The sequence below is a fragment of the Halovenus salina genome, assembly GCF_026410925.1.
GTDB lineage: Archaea > Halobacteriota > Halobacteria > Halobacteriales > Haloarculaceae > Halovenus > Halovenus salina.
In genome coordinates, this window is record NZ_CP112972.1 from 606782 (window position 1) to 624005 (window position 17224).

Sequence of the window (17224 nt, forward strand, 5' to 3'; positions counted from 1 at the left end):
TGTTTGCTCTCGTCTGGCGGCGAGTAAGAACTTTCTGGACTTACTTTTACTGTGATGTGGTAACAAACACGAAAGCTACATACTCTAACCGCCACAGACTGGGGTATGGACCGAGAACTTGGTCGGCGGGCCCTCTTTAGCGGGCTCGTCGGTGCAGGGACAGCAGGTGTCTATTTCTCGGCGGCGAATGGCCCTCTCGACCAGTTTGCGCCGCTTTCTGGATCTGTCTGGAAGTCAGCACGCGCAGACAGAGGCGATACCGTCGACAGCCCCTACGGCTCCGCCACAGTCCGCTACGACGAAGCAGGCGTCCCACACGTGAGCGCCGACGACGAGCAGGCGCTGTATTTCGCGGTCGGATACACCCAGGGGACAGACAGGCTCTTTCAGATGGACCTCCAGCGACGGCTCTACCGTGGACAGCTGTCGGCCATCGTCGGAGCCGGCGCGCTCGATACCGACCGGTTTCACCGACAGATGGGGTTTTCAGACGCCGCCGAAGTCACCGCCGAGAACCTCGACGAAACCGCGGTCGCTCCGATTCTCGACGCCTACGCTGACGGAGTCAACGCTGCCATGGAGAACGAGACGCTCTCGCTCGGGTTCAAGCTGCTCGATTACGAGCCCGAGGAGTGGACCCGGACGGACACAGCCCTCATCGAGAAGATTATCGCCTGGCAGTTGACCGGGAGTTTCAAGACGCTTGAGACTGCGCTCGTGCGCGAACGCCTCGGAGAGCTGTTTACCGAAGAACGGGGCGCAACACTGACCGCGGAGCTGTTCCCGTCGCGGTTCGACGATGTCGACCCGATACTTCGGGACCACCACGACGCCGGCACGTTCACTGTTGGCGACGGCGACCTCAGCTCGCCGTCGGCCGAGAACCGCTCGGTCCCCGGCAAAACGCTCGTCGACTGGGCCAAACGGTTCGAGCCGGCAGAGGCGGTCGGCTCGAACAGCTGGGTCGTCGGTCCCGAACTAACGGAGGGCGACGCGCCGATTCTCTCGAACGACCCCCACCTCGGGCTCCAGGCCCCGCCAACCTGGTACGAGATGCATATCGACGGCCCCGAGCACCGCGCCCGTGGTGTCACGTTCCCGGGTGCGCCGGTGGTCGTCATCGGGGAGAACGACGACGGCGCGTGGGGATTTACCAACGCCAACGCCGACGTCATCGACTTCTACCAGTACGACCACGACGGCGAGACGTATCAGTACGGCGACGAGCGCCGAGAGTTCGACGTTCGGACCGAGGAAATCGAGGTCGACGGCGGGCCGAACGAGACCGTTGAGGTGCGAAAGACGGTCCACGGCCCGGTAATCGAGGAAGACGAACAGGAGGTCGGCGTCGCCTGGACCGGCCATACGGCGACCGAGACGATGCTCTCGTTGTACGAACTCAGCCACAGCGGCGGCGTCGACGACGCCGTGGCGGCCGCCAAGCAATTCGACTCGCCAACACAGAACATGGCGTACGCCGACCGCGACGGCAACACGCTCTACTACATGACCGGGCGCATTCCCATTCGACGAACCAACAGCGAGATGGTCCGAGGCGACCAGATTTTCGACGGCTCCGCCCGCGAAGGAGAGTGGGAGGGGTTCGAACCGTTCGGCGAGTCGAGCTGGGAGGGGTTCGTCCCGCGGTCGGCCAACCCGAAGGTCCGAAATCCGGAGTATTTCGCGACGGCAAACCAGCAGATCGTCCCGGACGACCAACTCGATTACTACCTCTCAGACGGATACGCCAGCCCGTACCGTGGGCGACGCATCTACGACCTGCTCGACCGCCGAGTCGCAAGCGGCGAACCGATAGACGCCGCGTTCCTCCAGGAGGTCGCTCGCGACACGTTCGACGGCCGCGCTGCGGTGCTGGTCGACTCGCTTGTCGAGGCGGCTCGGGAGAGCGATGACGATGAGCTCGACGACGTTGCCGACACGCTCGATGCCTGGGACTACCACCTCGACGCCGATTCCAGAGCCGCGCTCGTCTGGGTGGAGTTTTTCGACACCTACCGCGACGAGATTTTCGAGGAAGCCTTCGAGGATGCCGACCTCGACTCCTCGTACTATCCACAGGACGCAGCGCTCGTCCAGCTCGACGAAAACAGCCCCTGGTTCGGCTCGCGCAGCCGTAAGACGGTGATGCGAGCGGCCCTGAAGGAGACCGTCGCGGACCTAGAGGCGATGGACGCCGAGGTGTACGGAGACGTCAACCACACGGGTCACATCAGCCACTTGACCGAACTCGACTTTCTGGACTACCCCCGCTACTCACGGGGGGGTTCCGACCAGACGGTCTGGAACTACGACAGGACCGGGCCGTGGGGCGGGAGCTGGGAGATGCACGCCGACCTCGACGGCAACCTGTTCGGTATCCTGCCGGGCGGCAACTCGGGGCGATACTTCTCTGATCACTACGACGACCAGCTCGAGCGGTGGGCAAACGGCGAGTACCGAACCCTCTCGCGGGAGTCCGAGGGAGACGTGGCCGTCGAATTCGAGGGGGGAGACGAATGAGCGACAGGTCGCGGTCCTGGCTCGTGCTCCTCCGCGAGGACGACCAGTACCACTGGCTCGCGCTGACTGTGGCCTGTCTCCTCGGAGTCGCCTTGGCAACAGTCCACTGGACCGGCCTCGTCCTCGGAGGTGCGTTCGTCGGGATTCTGTCGACGACGCTGAAGCGGGCGCTTCTCGCCGGTGCAGGGTTCGGGATACTGGTTGTCGTCGTCTGGGCCGGGCTGTTGCGATTTGCCGGCAGCTTCGGAGACGTGACAGCGATGAACGAGATAGCAATTTTGCCCGTCGGTATCGCGCTCGGGCTGGCAATACTCGGAAGTACGCTCCGCGGAGCGTTCGCGTGAATCAGACCGTGCGCCGGACCAGGTCGCTCACCGTATCAACGAGGTCGTCGACCGATTCGCTCTCGGCGTAAACACGGATGTACGGCTCTGTGCCGCTCGGCCGGACGAGCGTCCAGCCGTCGTCGGGAATATCCAGGCGGATGCCGTACTCCGTCTCGACGGCGGCCTCGGGGAACTGCTCGGGGAGGGCCGTTTCGAGTTCGGCCATGACGTCGGCCTTGTGCTCGTCGGGGCAGTCGACGCTCACCTTCCTGTAGGGCCGTTCTCGGACCGGTTCGCGGAGGGCGTCGAGACTCGACTCCGCGACGAGTCGCGTCAAAAGCGCTGCCGACGCGACCGAGTCAATCCAGCCCCCGAATCTCGGATGGATGTGTTTCCAGGGCTCGGCCGCAAAGGCCACCTCGGTGTCGTCGGTGCCGGCCGCCCGCGCCGAGGCGATTCCCTCGTGGAGCGCACCGAGGCGGACGCGCTCGACCCGCCCGCCTGCAGCCTCGACACGGTTGTCGATTCGTCCCGACGCGTTCGGCGTCGTGACGACCACGGGGTCGGCGGCCTCGCTAGCGCGGACCGCGTGTTCGGCGAGAATCGCCAAGACGGTATCTTCGTGGACGACCTCTCCCTCGCCGTCGATAACGACGATTCGGTCGGCGTCTCCGTCGTGGCCGAGGCCGAAGCTCGAAGGGCCGTCGGCGACGAACCGGCGCAGGTCGGTGAGGCTCTCTGCGGTCGGTTTGCTCTCCCTGGCGGTGAATCTGCCGTCGACGTTCGCGTTGAGTGAGTGAACGTGTGCCCCCAGCGTCGTCAGAACCTGTGGGACAGCAAGACTCGCCATCCCGTTGCCGCAGTCGACCGCAACAGTCATCTCTGGCGTCTCGCCGTACTGGGTCGCGTAGTCGACGACAGCGTCCCGATACTCGTCGATTACATCGATCGATTCGGCGGACCCCCAACTGTCCCAGTTGGAAACTGGCTGTTCCGACTCGACGCGGTTCTCAATTCGCTGTTCCCCTGCTCTATCGTACTCCTGGCCGTCCTCAAACAGCTTGATGCCGTTGTCAGAGGGTGGGTTGTGACTGGCCGTGAGCATGACACCGTGTCGCCCCCGTGAGGCGAACGCCAGCGCCGGCGTCGGAAGCTGACCGGCCCGGCACACGGTCGCCCCAGCGCTGGTCGCGCCGGCCTCGACGGCGGCCGCGAGTGAAACGCCCGTCTCCCGACCGTCCCGACCGACCACGACGGTCCCATCTCCCTCGACGGCGTCGGTTCCGACCGCGCGCCCGACTGCGAGCGCGAGTTCGGGTGTCACCTCTGTCACTGGGCCTCGAATACCTGCTGTCCCGAACAGTTCCATGCGAGAGCGTAGAGAGTCGGCGCATATATGGGTGGCTCTTGGGGGCGAACCGCCGCGCTTTAATCGCTGAACAGCTTCTGTAGAGATACGCGTGGCTATCACCGACAAAATCTATATTAAAAACCACCAGCAGCTAGCCTCACAGCTCGAAACGTCGTTTCCAAAGAGTGCCTTCAGCGGCGCGACACTCGATATTCTCTTCCAGGGCGAGGGGCTGGCGAAACTCGACGAGGCGACCCAGGACCGCGTCCTCGATTTCGCGGAGGACTTCCTCGACTGCGACTGCCAGGCAAATCCCCACTGTGGCTGTGCCGAACGCAAGTTCATCGGCTACCTGCTCGAACTCCGCGAGCAGGGGATGGGACCAGACGCCATTGTCGACGTGATGGGCGACGACTACATGCTGTATGCCTACCCCGGCGACGTGCTCTCCTTCCTGGATAACTCGATTCGAACCCTCGAAGCCGCGGAGATGCTGGCGGATGTCGACGGCCATCCCGAGAAGGCCGACGAACTCCGGGGTGTCCGCGAGAACCTGGCTCGGTGAATACGACGCCAGCCAGGGCTAATAGATAGCCTCCAGAGACTGCACGACAGATGACTCACAACACAGTTAGCGTGTCGTAGAATCGTTCGCAACTGCTCAGTAGGGATGTGCATTGGTCAGATTCCGTTTCGATACGTTCGGGGTATGCCAGGTTCACCAGTACTTATTCAAGCGTACTACTGCGAGAGGACGTGTGGAAAAGACAGTTTTTAGACGGGAAGACAGAGGTGAAGACGCAGTCGCAGCGACAGCAGTCAGAACACGCCACGAGGGGTACGACCACGTTCAGCTAGACGGATTCGTCGCACCTGGAGACACACCGAAAGACCAAGCTGATCGCGCCCTCTCGTTCGCCGAGACGTTTCTTAGCCGGTACTGTGACGGGCAGCTCTCAGACGTCACCATGATTCGCCACTACGTTCGTGAAGACCTCTTACCGGAGGCAGAGGCGGAAATCGGGGAGGCCTGTCGGGACTACTTCGAGCCACCAGAGCTACCAGGTACCGTGATGGTCGGTGTGAGTGACATAGTCGGCGGAGACCACGCAGTAAAAATGGAGATAGAAGCGACGATACCACACGACGAATCCGACGTTGAAGTGGTCGAGTTGCCGCCACCGCCGGGGTATGTCACAAGTGACGATAGAACAGAGTGAGGGTGGCGAACAGAGTATTCAACCACGGCTAGCAGTTCGCGTCAATAGATTACGCCGCTGGAGTGTGCGTTGGCAACTCCGTGAGGCCCTTTTGACGACAGGCACACAGTGGTAACACTGCGCCAACACCTCTCTGGGACACCCGACAGCTACCGGACCACACCGTCGACGAGGAGATACTCCACTCGGACAGTGTTGTCGGCGAACCACTCCTGGAGACAGTCGAGCGCGTCGCGCCGGAGTCGCTCTCTCGATTCCTTCTGGTCGAGTCGCTGGAGCGCGGGCGAGAGCGGGCCGGCCTCCTCGGCGAACTCCTGCCAGAAGTGCTGTGGCGAGACGTACCGGAACCGCAGAACACGTCGCTGGAAGCTCAGCTCACACCGGTCGCCGAGTGTCTCTCGCACGAACTCCGGGGTCCCCCACCGCAGGTGTCCGCGGGGGTCGTGGTCCGGGTAGGTGGTGTGGTTGGTGAGAATGTCCGTCAGCGCGCCGACGAGGCCGTCTGGCGACCATGCAGTAAAGGCAACCCGACCGCCCTGCCGGGTTACGCGACACATCTCGGTTGCGGCCTGGTCGGCAGCAGGCGCGAACACGTGCCCGAAGTTCGACATCGCGGCGTCGAACCGGTCGTCGCCGAAGGGAAGTGACTCCGCGTCGCCCTCGGTCCAGCCGATGTCGTCGTATGCGGCCAGGCCAGCGTTGCCGCCGGCGAGTTCGAGCATCGGCTGACTCGCGTCGAGGCCGACCACGTCGGCCCCCTGTCTGCGTGCGGTGAGCGCGACGTTGCCGGTGCCACAGCCAACGTCAAGCACGCGGTCGTCTGGGCCGATACCGGCCGTACTGACCAGCCGCGCCGTCGCCGGGAGCAGGTTCGATGCGAGTGACGGATACTGTCGAGTCGACCAGATATGTGTTTCTCTCGACGCGTCGGTATCGCTCATCACTGTCGAACAAGAGCGGGAGGCAGTTCAACTCTCGGAATGTTACGTCCGGTGGACCTCGTGACGGCCGAAGCCGTACCGGAGTCTGTTCGCGAGACGGCGCGAGAAGCGATCGTTCCTGCTCGCGAACCGCTCGGCGAGCGCCTGGTAGATAAGCGGGAGCGGAACCTCCTGTTCGAGACTCTCCTGAACCGTCCAGGTACCGGTCGACCCGCCGGCCACGTGGTCGGCCACGTCGCCGAGGTCGCCTCCTTCCTCGCGGAACGCCTCCTCGCAGAGTTCGAGCAGCCATGAGCGGATGACTGCGCCGTTGTTCCAGGTCTTTGCGACGGCCTCCAGGTCGAGGTCGTACTGACCCTCGTGAAGGAGCTCGAACCCCTCGCCGTAGGCCTGCATGAGGGCGTACTCGACGCCGTTGTGGACCATCTTGACGTAGTGGCCCGCTCCGCTTTGGCCCATCCGGTCGTGGCCGTCGGGTCCGGTGGCGACTGCGTCGAACACTGGTTCAAGCTCCTCGTAGGCCCACGCGGGTCCACCGACCATGAGCGAAAATCCCAGATCAGCACCTGCAGGCCCACCGCTTGTCCCGCAGTCGAGATACGCTGCCTCGGTCGCCTCTGCGCGACGGACAGAGTCCTCGAAATGAGAGTTCCCGCCGTCGACGACGATATCCTGGTCGGTTAGTGACGGTTCGAGTTCGTCGAGTGCGGCGTCGATTGGGTCACCGGCCGGCACCATCAGCCAGATGCACTTTTCGGCTCCGAGCTGGTCTGTCAGTTCCTCCAGAGAGCTCGCACTCGAGGCCCCACTCTCTTCGGCCCGTTCGATAGCCTCCTCGTCTACGTCGAAGGCCACGACATCGTGGCCCGCCGAGCGTACCCGGTCGACCACAATCTGTCCCATTCGTCCGAGTCCGATAACTCCGAGTTCCATACCAGCCACTCAGGGGGGAGGTAAGTAGTGGTTGTGATTCGAACTAGAGCCGGCAGCTTTCTTGGGTCGGTCAAAAACGGGAAGCAGAGGGGGGAAGGGGGGAGTGGCACCCAAAACGGGTGCACCCTGGAATAAATCGGTATTTTATAAGAACTTTCTGGTCTGACGGTCAGTCGCCAGGCTGTGGTGAGCGCAGATTGCCGGCCCGGCGCTCTCTGACAGACAGCTGGAATCTGTTGTGGATGGTTTCGTGTAACCGGCTTGCCTCTTCGATGTCGATGTCGAGTGCGATACCGTTACCGCCCCAGAATCCACCGGAACTCGCCGTGTCGACGACCAGCGTTCCGAGCCGGCGACGCCGCTGGAAGACGGTCTGCGAGACAGAGACAGTCTGCACTCGATAGTACGGGACGACTGTTGTCTGTCGGGTCCAGAACCCAGACCGCGTGATGACATAGTTTTCGTCGCAGTAGTACCCAAGATTGACCCACTTGAGATGTGCTGCGGGCGGGACCAGCAGCCAGAGCACGACGCCGAGATACCAGTCCGAGAGAACACCTGTCTGAAGATGTATTCCCCCGAGGGCTGCGACCAGGACAGCGACGAAAATCGTATACCGCCCGACGTATCGGATTCGCGCACGTTTTGGCGGACGGTTGAACGAGATCTCACCGAAATCCTCGATTGTTCTGGCGAGGTCAAACAGGCGGGCCTGCTTTGCGATAGGAATCGCGGACTCGATATCGTCGTTGCCCTGTCCCGGGCCGTATCCCGCTGTCTCGATAGCGAGATTTCCGTAGCCCACAGCCCGGGCGATGACGTTCTCGCGAATCATCAGCGTCTGAATCTTCGAGAGAGGAATTGTCCCGTTGTACTGCTGGAAGAGACCCCGCTGGTACCGGAGCTCGTCCTCGTGGCGGACCAGTCGGAATGCGTAATACCGCAAGACCGCCTGGATGCCGCTGAGCACCCACAGGACGACGAGTGCAACCGCGGCGAGTGCCGGCCCCAGGAACAGCAATACGGCCAGCCGTGGCGACACCTGCTCTGCGGCAACAGGTGTTCCGAGGACGACAAAGAGGAGCACTACCAGCCCAAAGAGGTTGAAGTTGGCCGAGGTAAGGCCAAGAACAGCGAGCTCGCCGCTGTCGAGCTCGAACAGCGCGTCGTCGGGCTCCTCCGGGTCACGTTCAGCTTCGCCTCGTTTTCGCTCGCTGACAATTTCTTGGATTCGTGTCGCCTCGGGTCGACTGACATAACGGAGTCGCGCCTCGGTTTCGCCGCCCCCGGCGGTTTCGAGTCGGACTTCAGCGATACCCAACGCGCGCTGGAACACGTTTTGTGCGATGTCGACGTTCTGGATGCGGTCGAACGGAATCTCTCGCTCGCGGCGCGAGAACACACCTGAGTAGATATCGAGCGTGTCTGGGGAGATACGATACTCGTACCGTTTGACGTAGGCAAACTCCCAGACAGCGACCGCCGTGAGACCAAGCAAGACGAACGAGCCGAACACAAGAATCGATGTCCCCGAACCCCCGGCACCTCCCTGGCCGCCGTCACCGCTGGAAAACAGCGCCGAAATGACAACGAGACCGACGATTCGGTAGGCGTTTTCCAGAATACGGTACGGGACAGAACGGTAGTCGAGATTCATCGTCAGACAGCGTCGTCTCCCTCGGCCTCGATTGCGAGTTCTTTTACCCGACGTTGCAGGTCTCGTGCTTCTTCCGGCTTGAGCCCCGGAATCGACACGTCAGCGCCTCGCGAGCCGGCGGTGTAGACGACGAGCGTCGACAGCCCCAACACCCGTTCGACGGGACTCTGGCTCGTATCGACGTGCTGGACGCGGACGTAGGGGACGAGCGACTGGACGTGCGTGACGACGCCGCGTTCGAGATAGATTGCATCGGCTCGTATCTGGTAGACCCACAGACGGTAGTGGAGGACGACCCAGACGAACCCAGCGAGCATGAGCCCGCCGGTCACTGCACCGGACCATAGCGGTGCAATATTGAGGGCACCGAACGCCCACACTGACAACAGGCCTGCGATAACCGCAGTGATAATAACTCTGATTGCCCAGCGAATCTGGACCAGTGGATTGAGTGACCGGCGGTCGGTCGTGTACTCGTGCAGTTTCTCGGGGGGTACCTCTCCCGACACCAGCGTCTCACCGGCCGGGAGATACGTGCCGAGGTCGACCCAGTCGTCTATCGTCTCATCAGCCACCGCGTCCGTCGACCCATCGGTGGTCGGACTGGCAAGAAAGTTGTCACGGGATTCAGAACCAGCAGCCACGTCTGGCGACGTTCGACTACGTTTCCAGGGACGTTGTCGGTCGGCTCCGGACCCATCGTGGGCGTGGCCCTCGTCGCGACCACCGGCCGTCGACCGGTCGTCAATCCCGTCGTGTCCCTCCGTCATTGGAGGTACTCAGGCTGGTAGACTGTTAAGTTCCAGGGTCAAAGGAAACGCGGCTACCGACTACGGGAGCTAACGCCACAACCCATAATGTATCTTTCCTGTCACCCACCCATACATAGTAATATTCATGTAATGATTTGTCTATAATTATAACTTAAATAGAGTCGAGCGTAAGAAACAGACAGTCGGCGTACCGCCGGGCTCACAACTCGATGGACAACTTTAATATATGTCGGTATTATCTGTAAAGTGGATTAATACATGTACGACCTGACGGGATTTCAGCGAGACCTGCTCTATGTGGTCGCAGGGAAAGAAGAGCCACATGGGCTCGCTATAAAAGAAGAACTGGAGAATTACTACGAGAGCGAGATTCACCACGGTCGTCTCTATCCGAATCTCGACACACTCGTCGAGAAAGGTCTCGTCGAGAAGGGCCAGCGCGACAGACGGACGAACACGTACGTCCTCACGCGCCGTGGGAGTCGGGAGATCGAGGCCCGTGACGAGTGGGAACGACAGTATGTCGAGAAATAGCTCTTGTGGGCCATAGACCACGTTACTGAGTGCAGTTGTGTAACTTCTATTCGAGCCGTCCAGTCCCTCCACAAGCTTCATACTTGACTCAGTGATATCTTCTCGTATGGAGGTTACTCGCGGACTCTTTCCGAAGCTACTGATTGGGACGTTCGTTGTCGCAGTTCTGTCCTTTGTCGTTCGGGGCTTCAGCCAGCTCGCCGTCGGGCAGGAGACGGCACAGCTCGTGTCCGCGCCGCTGTTTCTCCTCGCGTTCGCGCTCGCTATTCTGGCTTTTTTCTTCTCTTTGCTTGCCAAACTCGGCGTTATCGGCACCGACTTCTGAGGGTTGTTGGCGACAGCGTCTCACGGGAGCATCGTCCCGCGATCCAGCCCGTCTGTGCCCGTCGCTTCGACTTCACTCGGGGCCGAACTCGACACCGTCTTGCTGTTCGGCCTGCATCCGACGGATGACCGCACGGCCGCTGCCGGCCTGGTACCCGAACAGGACGCTCTTGGCGTACGCCTCGGCAACCTCGGTCGCGTGGACGAGGTTGTCCAGGTCGATGTTGATCGCGTAGAGCTCGATGCTGAACGGCACCTCGAGTCGGTCCTCGAACCCAGAGGCGATGACCTCGACCCAGTATGTCGTCTCGTAGGCCATATCGTAGATGGGGACGACGAACTCGTCGACGTACTCCGAGAGCGCATCGAGGTCGATGCCGCTTCGTTCTAGGAGGTGGCCGGGGTACGGGTCCGGATAGAGGGTGAGGTAGAGGTCGCCGGGGACGCGCTCGCGGGCTTGTGCGACGAAGTCGGTGATGACCTGGGCCCGCCACTGCGTTCGATCATCGAACTCGCTCGCCTCGAAGCGCCGGGTACACCGGTCACAGTGACAGTACTCTTCGCGTGGATAGCCAACGTCGTCGAGTCGGACATCCTCGTTTGCCTCGACGGCATCGTCGATCATCTCCAGGATACCCTCGCGGTAGGTGTCATCGGTTGGGCAGATGTAGTCCCAGTCGAAGTACTCCCGCTCACGGGTCGCGCGCTCGCCGTCTTCAGAGACGGGTGCCAGCGAGGTGTCTCCTTCGACGGCCGCGTTGTCGCCGAAACACGAAATCATGTTGACCGCACCGCCGACCGGAGTGGTCGCGCGCCCGGTCACGTCTTTCATCTCGAAGAACACGCGCTCGAACTCCTCCCACGACACTTCCTCTTCGTTTCTGGTGACGGCGCCGTACATGCAGTCAAAAACGTGCTCCAGGAATGTAACTGTTCGAGAAATCAGTTGGTTGTCGGTGCGTCAACGGCCCCCTCAGTCCTCGATGACGAGCTTGTATACAAGGACGATTGCGACCAGCGCGAGGGCGAGTTTAATTTTCTTCGACATGCGTCCACATATAGATAACATCCGATAATAGTTTTTCCGGAACCTATCTCTTCCCAGTCACTCCTCTATCCGTCGCTCCGTGAGCACTTTGGTCCCCCGGGTCAAACGCCGCCTATGGGTCGGGACGAGTCGTTTGGCTGGCGTATCGAACAGGTAGTTGCACGGCACATCGGCGGAACACTTCCCCCTGAACGGGACCGACCGCTCGCGTTATCACCCATCCCGTCCTGGCTCGAGAACGTCGCCTTTCACCTCGTCTGGGTGCTCGTCGCCGTCAACCTCGCCGGGACCGCCTTTGGCTTCTACTACTACATTCCACAGCTCGATGAGACACCACTTCTCATGTGGCCAATTGTCCCGGTCAGTCCACTGGCAACAATGTATATTGGACTCTCGCTTGCGGCCTGGCGGCTCGGGTACAAGGGCCGTCTCGCACAGGTGTTGCACGTACTCGCCTTTGTTGGGTGTCTCAAGTACGGGCTGTGGACGGGCGTCGTCCAGTCGTTCATCGAGGAATCGGCGACCATTGAGCTCTGGCTCTGGCAGTTTCTCATCTGGAGTCACCTGGGAATGGCAATCGAGGCGTTTCTCGTCACCCGATACGCGCGGTTCTCGCTGTCGGCGGTCTTGGTGGGAGTCGGCTGGTACGTCTTCAACGACTTGCTCGATTACTTCGTCCCGGTCTTCGACGGACCACACCACACCTGGCTGAACGTTCTCCTCGTCGACGGTGAACAGGCGACCCCAAGCCCAGCCTTCGAGCTGGTGGCTGGCTGTGCCGTGGGGCTGACCCTCCTCGCGGCGGTGCTCTCGCTGTGGGCCTGGCGCGCGGTGGAAACGTCCCCGGAGTAGTCAGTACGTCTTTGCGAAGTAGGCCGTCTCCTCGGCGGCATCGCCACAGATGGCACACTCGTCGTGGATTGGCTCCTCGTCACGGTCGAGGGGAACCATCACGATTTCGGCCGCAATCGCGTCCTTGATCGGCTCTTCGCAGTCTTCGTCGCCACACCAGCCACACTTGACGTAGCCGCCATGTTGCCCAATGGTGCCGAGGATCTCCTCGCGACTCTCTGCCTCGCGAATCTCGCCTTCGAGTGTCTCCTCGGCGCTGGCGTACAGCTTCGCGAAGACGGTGTCGAGATGGTCCTCGGTAGTCTCTGCGATATCTGTCGCGTCGACAGTCGCGCTCTCCCCGTCGGGGCGATGGACGAATGTTGCGGTCTCCTCGTCCATCTCGTTTGGCCCGAGTTCGACCCGTAGGGGAACGCCTTTGAGCTCCCACTCGTTGTATTTGAACCCAGGGTTGCGGTGGTCTCGGTCGTCGAGGTGGACACGGATTCCGGCCGCTTCGAGGCGCGATTCGATCTCCTCGGCGTAGCCGAGAATCTCATCGACGTTGTCGTCCTGCCAGATTGGGACGATGACGACCTGTGGGTCCGCGAGCGTCGGTGGGAGAACGAGCCCCTGGTCGTCGCTGTGGGTCATGATGAGCGCACCCATCGCCCGCCAGGACAGCCCCCACGACGTGGTGTGTGCGGTCTGTTCGTCCTCGTTCTCGTCGATATAGGTGATGTCGAAGGCCTCGCCGAAGGAGGTGCCGAGGTAGTGGCTCGTCCCGCCCTGGACGCTCTTGCCGTCGGGCATCAGGGCCTCGACGGTCGTCGTCGTGTGCGCGCCAGGGAACTTGTCGTGGTCTGGCTTACGACCCTTCAGGATCGGCATCGCCAGCACGTCCTCGTAGACGCGTTCGTACTGGTCCAGGCGAAGCATCGTCTCCTCCCAGGCCCCAGCCTCGTCCTCGTGGGCGGTGTGGCCCTCCTGCCAGAGGAACTCCTTTGTCCGGAAGAAGGGTTTGGTCTCGGTCGCCTCCCAGCGGACCACCGAACACCACTGATTGAGCCGCAGCGGGAGATCACGGTGTGAACGGGTCCACTGTGACATGTACGGCGCGATAATCGATTCACTCGTCGGACGAACGGCGAGGCGTTCCTCCAGTTCGTCGTACCCGCCCTGTGTGACCCAGGCGACCTCGGGGTCGAACCCTTCGACGATGTCCTTCTCGCGTTCGAGGTGGCCTTCGGGGATGAAAAGCGGAAAGTAGGCGTTCTGGACGCCCGTCTCCTTGAACCAGCCGTCGAGGTTGTTCTGGATGCGTTCCCAGATTTGGTAGCCCCGAGGGCGTGTGACGATGAACCCGCCCATCGGCGCGTAATCCGCGAGTTCGGCCTTCTGGACGACTTCGGCGTACCAGTCGCCAGTGCTGTATTCCTTGGACTCGGTGATGCCGAGTTCCTGCTCGCTGTCGCTCATTGCCAGAGCATGCGTGAGGCACGTATAAACAGGCTACGCTTGGTCGTCGCCGCGCCACTCCGATTCCAGCAGGCCGTACCGGAGCAGGTCGACGTACTCGCCGTCGAGATAAGCGTGCTCGCGGAGTCGCCCCTCCTGGCGGAATCCGAGTTTCTCGAGCAGGCCACGGGAGGGGGCGTTGGTGGCGAAGACGCCGGCAACGACCTTGTGACGACGACGCTCGTCGAAGGCGTAGTCGACTGCGAGCGAGACGGCCTCGGTCGCGTAGCCGTTGCCCTGTTGTTCGGGTACAATCCAGTAGGCGAGTTCGGCGTGGCCGGCCTCCTTCCAGTTGAACAGGGCGACGAAACCGACCGGCTCACCCTCGTGACAGACGACTAAGCTCACGCCCTCCTGCAGGCGTCCCTCGAACTCGTCTTCCAGCTCAGCCGAACTCTGTGGCTCGGCGTGACCGAGCGGTCGTCGGCTGTCAGGATGGTTGCGGTAGGTCTGGAAAAACGAGAGGTCTTCGCGTTCGAGGGGGTGTAACGAGACCGTCTTACCGTGGATAAAAACTGGACCTGGCATACTCTGGTGTGTGGAGGTGTCGGATATAGTTCTTTGCCGTCAGTTCTGATAGTGGAACTCGACGGCCAGCGGTTCGGCGCTGACGATGCCGTGGTAGACGAAGCGATACCGCCCGGCCGGGAGGTCGGGACAGACCCGAAGTCTGTCCCCGTGGACGTGTTCCGAGAGAACGCACTTCTCGGTCATCTCAAACGACCATTCGAACGCCTTCCCAGGACGGTGTTCGATTGCTTCGTCGGTGTACCCGAAATGTGCGTCACCGTCGGCCCCGAAGACGGTCTGCCACCCGTCGGTCGTGAAGCTCTGGAGCGTCCACTTGTCTCTGTTTCCCGTATGGTGTGTGTCTGTCGAGACGTTCCACAGCGTGACCGTGACCTCGTCGCCACGGCCGACACGCGGTTTCTCTGTACCTGTTCGAACGCGCATCGCGTAGCTCAGCTCTTCGTCGTCGTGAACCTCACCCATCGCGACGTTTTCGGGGCCGTCGAGACGCTGGAAGTCGTTGCCCTCACACGAGAACTCCGCCATCTGTGGCGGGTCACCGTCCGGACGAACGTGGCCAGGCAGGCGTTCAGGGTCGACATACCGACCGTCGGCGCTGATTTTGGCCGACTCTCCCCAGCCGTCGGTGACGGTGAAGTTGACGTCTTCCGGCGATTCGTCGGCGGAAACACGAACGAGAGCAGACGGATAGGTCAGCGCGGCGCCACACATCTCATCAGCCTCGCTCGTGTCGACGGCGCTGGCGGTGCCGACGATACCGCCGTTCTCGATGCCGATGTCGTTCACTGCGACCCGGCTGTAACACGTGCTCGGGCCCGCGGTCTGAAGGTATACCAGCGAGTCCGTCGGGGCGGTCTCATCAAGCCACGCCCGGAGACCCTCGACCTCATCGGGGTTGTCGACCATCCAGAGGTCGTCGTAGTCATCTTCGAGTAGCGTGACGAAGCCCTTTGCATCGTCGGCAACTGCCCAGAGCGGGCGACTCGGTGTTATCGGCAGGTGGAACACGTCGGCTTCCGCCTCGCCAGTCCAGCCATCTGGGCCGCCGTACGGGCCATCAGGGGTTGGTGTGTCGGTACCGGTTGGTGTGTCGGCACCGTCGTCTCCGTCCTCAGAGGTGCTGTCAGTGCACCCGGCGAGAGCTACTGTTGCTCCGGCCGCGACCAAGAGGGTCCGGCGAGTGAGTGTCATATCTGAGAGAACGAGACGTACAGATAAACTATCACCTACGGGTCAAAGAGAGATTTGACTCTGGCGCAAGCGTCAGTTCTGGGTGTATCTTCTGGCCGGTGCCGTTACCTGTGGTGCGGACAGCGCCACATCGAGGTTGTCGCTGGTGGGGCAATGACAAGGGGAGCGCTCGGACGCGCCACGTTCCGACCGCCCGGAAGGTGTCGCGGTCGTGGGGCAATGACAAGGGGAGCGCTCGGACCCTGACCGGACTCTCAGTCAACAGCGCCAGCGAGAGCGTGCACAAGATATTTTACTGCAAAACCGTAGAATCACGACATGAGCAGACTGCTGCCCACAGGTCCCAAAACCGTGTTCGGGCTGTCGCGCCAGCACATCGCATTTGTGGTGCTCGCGGTGCTTGCGCTCTCCGCAGGCTGTACCGGCCTCGTCGAAAACGACAGTGCAGACGACTCCGCGCCGCTCGACAGTGTGCCAGCCGAGGCAGACGGCGTCTCTCACGTCAAAACAGCCGTCCTGACTGATTCAGTTACCGAGTCGGTCGTGAGCGAAGTACTCGAGAGCGACGCCGTGTCTGATGCTGACGACGATATCGACTGGGAGGACTGGGAAGAAGTCATCACCGAGTTCGAAAACGAGACAGACCTCTCGCTGGATGATGTCCACAGCATGACGACCTTCGCCGGGTCGGGCGAAGACGACGAGCAGGAGTACGCGGGAGCCATCCTCAAGACCGACCTCGACTGGGAGACGCTCAGCAGTGTCGGCGAGGACGAGACCGAGTTCGAGGAAGACAGCTACAACGGCGTCACCGTCTACGAAACCGACGAGGAGACGCTCGATGAATCGACGTTGGTTGCCGACTTCGGGGACGGCACGTTCGCAGCCGGAAGCGAAGCCGCGGTCAAAGATGTCATCGATACCCGCGAGGGAGACGCACCGGGAATCGACGCAGAACTGCGGACCCTCTACGAGGGGACGACCGACGGCTATGTCCGCGTGGCAGCCACGCTATCCGACAAACAGTCCGAGATGGCGAGCGACATCGCGGCCGAGGAGGGCGGGTTCGGCTCGCTGTTCGCTCCCGACGCCCAGGCGGTGACGATGAGCTACCACACCGAGGACGACCAGCTGAACGCAGAGACAGACATCGTCTTCAATTCCTCTGATGGGGCAGAGACGTTTGCCGGCTTCACCGAGCCATTTATTAGTCCGCCGTCGCTTGACGAGGACCCCGACCCAGAGGAACAGCCCATCGAGTGGCTGCTCGACAGCATGACCGTGGATACTGAGGACGACCGCGTCACGCTCGCATTCCGCGCCGGGCCGGAGGACCTCGTGAGTGCACTCGAAGCGACTGGAGAGACAGAGACGGACTGGTCTGGGCTGTTCGGTGAGGGCTTGATCGGCCAAGCCGAGGCCGCAGACTGACGCCACGGCTCATTTTTTCTGCTCCGTCTACTCGGACAGATACGAAAGCACCGTCGAGATATTTTCCTGAAGTGCCTAACATGGTAGGTATCGTC

The 17224-nt window shown here is 61.7% G+C and carries 17 protein-coding genes; 8 read left to right on the top strand and 9 right to left on the bottom strand.

Translation table 11 applies throughout. The annotated features are described in order from the left end of the window. Positions 1-105: 105 nt before the first annotated feature. Together OSC37_RS03025 and OSC37_RS03030 are read left to right on the top strand one after the other, a co-directional pair. Complete coding sequence (locus tag OSC37_RS03025; RefSeq protein ID WP_267163127.1) at positions 106-2520, top strand: penicillin acylase family protein; 2415 nt, start codon at positions 106-108, stop codon at positions 2518-2520. Continuing rightward, on the top strand, positions 2517-2864 hold the full coding sequence (locus tag OSC37_RS03030) for a hypothetical protein (RefSeq protein ID WP_267163128.1): 348 nt from the start codon (positions 2517-2519) through the stop codon (positions 2862-2864). The genes OSC37_RS03025 and OSC37_RS03030 overlap by 4 nt, the downstream gene beginning before the upstream one ends. A 1-nt stretch (position 2865) precedes the next feature. Here OSC37_RS03030 and OSC37_RS03035 read toward each other — a convergent pair whose 3' ends face one another. Next, positions 2866-4215: a phosphopentomutase/phosphoglucosamine mutase gene (locus OSC37_RS03035; protein ID WP_267163129.1), complete on the bottom strand. Its 1350-nt coding sequence runs from the start codon at positions 4213-4215 to the stop codon at positions 2866-2868. Positions 4216-4306: 91 nt separating this feature from the next. Here OSC37_RS03035 and OSC37_RS03040 point away from each other — a divergent pair, with 91 nt between their 5' ends. After that, positions 4307-4762 (top strand): DUF5814 domain-containing protein, encoded by a 456-nt coding sequence (locus OSC37_RS03040; RefSeq protein WP_267163130.1) that lies wholly within the window; start codon positions 4307-4309, stop codon positions 4760-4762. A gap of 193 nt (positions 4763-4955) precedes the next feature. Further along, complete coding sequence (locus OSC37_RS03045; RefSeq protein ID WP_267163131.1) at positions 4956-5417, top strand: hypothetical protein; 462 nt, start codon at positions 4956-4958, stop codon at positions 5415-5417. Positions 5418-5566: 149 nt separating this feature from the next. Here OSC37_RS03045 and OSC37_RS03050 read toward each other — a convergent pair whose 3' ends face one another. The 4 genes from OSC37_RS03050 to OSC37_RS03065 form a co-directional block, all read right to left on the bottom strand. Beyond that, positions 5567-6358: a class I SAM-dependent methyltransferase gene (locus tag OSC37_RS03050; RefSeq protein WP_267163132.1), complete on the bottom strand. Its 792-nt coding sequence runs from the start codon at positions 6356-6358 to the stop codon at positions 5567-5569. 42 nt (positions 6359-6400) lie between these two features. After that, positions 6401-7291 (bottom strand): phosphogluconate dehydrogenase (NAD(+)-dependent, decarboxylating), encoded by an 891-nt coding sequence (gene gnd, locus OSC37_RS03055; protein WP_267163133.1) that lies wholly within the window; start codon positions 7289-7291, stop codon positions 6401-6403. 169 nt (positions 7292-7460) lie between these two features. After that, entirely contained in the window at positions 7461-8948 is a 1488-nt protein-coding gene (locus OSC37_RS03060) for a PH domain-containing protein (RefSeq protein ID WP_267163134.1), read from the bottom strand. Between the two features lie 2 nt (positions 8949-8950). Beyond that, complete coding sequence (locus tag OSC37_RS03065) at positions 8951-9718, bottom strand: PH domain-containing protein (RefSeq protein ID WP_267163135.1); 768 nt, start codon at positions 9716-9718, stop codon at positions 8951-8953. Between the two features lie 261 nt (positions 9719-9979). On the opposite strand from OSC37_RS03065, the gene OSC37_RS03070 reads away from it, so the two are divergent. Both OSC37_RS03070 and OSC37_RS03075 read left to right on the top strand, forming a co-directional pair. Continuing rightward, positions 9980-10255, top strand: a complete 276-nt coding sequence (locus tag OSC37_RS03070) for a helix-turn-helix transcriptional regulator (protein WP_267163136.1) — start codon at positions 9980-9982, stop codon at positions 10253-10255. Positions 10256-10361: 106 nt separating this feature from the next. After that, a complete protein-coding gene (locus OSC37_RS03075; protein WP_267163137.1) occupies positions 10362-10580 on the top strand; it encodes a hypothetical protein in 219 nt (72 codons plus the stop codon). A gap of 72 nt (positions 10581-10652) precedes the next feature. Here OSC37_RS03075 and OSC37_RS03080 read toward each other — a convergent pair whose 3' ends face one another. Beyond that, positions 10653-11480, bottom strand: coding sequence for a hypothetical protein (locus tag OSC37_RS03080; protein ID WP_267163138.1), 828 nt, complete (start codon positions 11478-11480; stop codon positions 10653-10655). A gap of 261 nt (positions 11481-11741) precedes the next feature. Between OSC37_RS03080 and OSC37_RS03085 the strand changes: the two genes are divergently transcribed. Further along, on the top strand, positions 11742-12479 hold the full coding sequence (locus tag OSC37_RS03085; RefSeq protein ID WP_267163139.1) for a DUF1405 domain-containing protein: 738 nt from the start codon (positions 11742-11744) through the stop codon (positions 12477-12479). Here OSC37_RS03085 and proS read toward each other — a convergent pair whose 3' ends face one another. The 3 genes from proS to OSC37_RS03100 are packed head-to-tail and all read right to left on the bottom strand — an operon-like array spanning position 12480 to position 15698. Beyond that, positions 12480-13937, bottom strand: coding sequence for a proline--tRNA ligase (gene proS / locus OSC37_RS03090; RefSeq protein WP_267163140.1), 1458 nt, complete (start codon positions 13935-13937; stop codon positions 12480-12482). Between the two features lie 33 nt (positions 13938-13970). Beyond that, complete coding sequence (locus tag OSC37_RS03095; RefSeq protein ID WP_267163141.1) at positions 13971-14504, bottom strand: GNAT family N-acetyltransferase; 534 nt, start codon at positions 14502-14504, stop codon at positions 13971-13973. 39 nt (positions 14505-14543) lie between these two features. After that, entirely contained in the window at positions 14544-15698 is a 1155-nt protein-coding gene (locus OSC37_RS03100) for a hypothetical protein (protein ID WP_267163142.1), read from the bottom strand. 318 nt (positions 15699-16016) lie between these two features. Between OSC37_RS03100 and OSC37_RS03105 the strand changes: the two genes are divergently transcribed. Then, on the top strand, positions 16017-17129 hold the full coding sequence (locus tag OSC37_RS03105; protein ID WP_267163143.1) for a hypothetical protein: 1113 nt from the start codon (positions 16017-16019) through the stop codon (positions 17127-17129). The last annotated feature ends 95 nt before the right edge of the window (positions 17130-17224 follow it).

Coding starts and splice junctions, on each gene's coding strand:
- OSC37_RS03025 (WP_267163127.1), top strand. CDS start 106: ATGGACCGAGAACTTGGTCGGCGGGCCCTCTTTAGCGGGCTCGTCGGT.
- OSC37_RS03030 (WP_267163128.1), top strand. CDS start 2,517: ATGAGCGACAGGTCGCGGTCCTGGCTCGTGCTCCTCCGCGAGGACGAC.
- OSC37_RS03035 (WP_267163129.1), bottom strand. CDS start 4,215: ATGGAACTGTTCGGGACAGCAGGTATTCGAGGCCCAGTGACAGAGGTG.
- OSC37_RS03050 (WP_267163132.1), bottom strand. CDS start 6,358: ATGAGCGATACCGACGCGTCGAGAGAAACACATATCTGGTCGACTCGA.
- gnd (WP_267163133.1), bottom strand. CDS start 7,291: ATGGAACTCGGAGTTATCGGACTCGGACGAATGGGACAGATTGTGGTC.
- OSC37_RS03060 (WP_267163134.1), bottom strand. CDS start 8,948: ATGAATCTCGACTACCGTTCTGTCCCGTACCGTATTCTGGAAAACGCC.
- OSC37_RS03065 (WP_267163135.1), bottom strand. CDS start 9,718: ATGACGGAGGGACACGACGGGATTGACGACCGGTCGACGGCCGGTGGT.
- OSC37_RS03070 (WP_267163136.1), top strand. CDS start 9,980: ATGTACGACCTGACGGGATTTCAGCGAGACCTGCTCTATGTGGTCGCA.
- OSC37_RS03075 (WP_267163137.1), top strand. CDS start 10,362: ATGGAGGTTACTCGCGGACTCTTTCCGAAGCTACTGATTGGGACGTTC.
- OSC37_RS03080 (WP_267163138.1), bottom strand. CDS start 11,480: ATGTACGGCGCCGTCACCAGAAACGAAGAGGAAGTGTCGTGGGAGGAG.
- OSC37_RS03085 (WP_267163139.1), top strand. CDS start 11,742: ATGGGTCGGGACGAGTCGTTTGGCTGGCGTATCGAACAGGTAGTTGCA.
- proS (WP_267163140.1), bottom strand. CDS start 13,937: ATGAGCGACAGCGAGCAGGAACTCGGCATCACCGAGTCCAAGGAATAC.
- OSC37_RS03095 (WP_267163141.1), bottom strand. CDS start 14,504: ATGCCAGGTCCAGTTTTTATCCACGGTAAGACGGTCTCGTTACACCCC.
- OSC37_RS03100 (WP_267163142.1), bottom strand. CDS start 15,698: ATGACACTCACTCGCCGGACCCTCTTGGTCGCGGCCGGAGCAACAGTA.
- OSC37_RS03105 (WP_267163143.1), top strand. CDS start 16,017: ATGAGCAGACTGCTGCCCACAGGTCCCAAAACCGTGTTCGGGCTGTCG.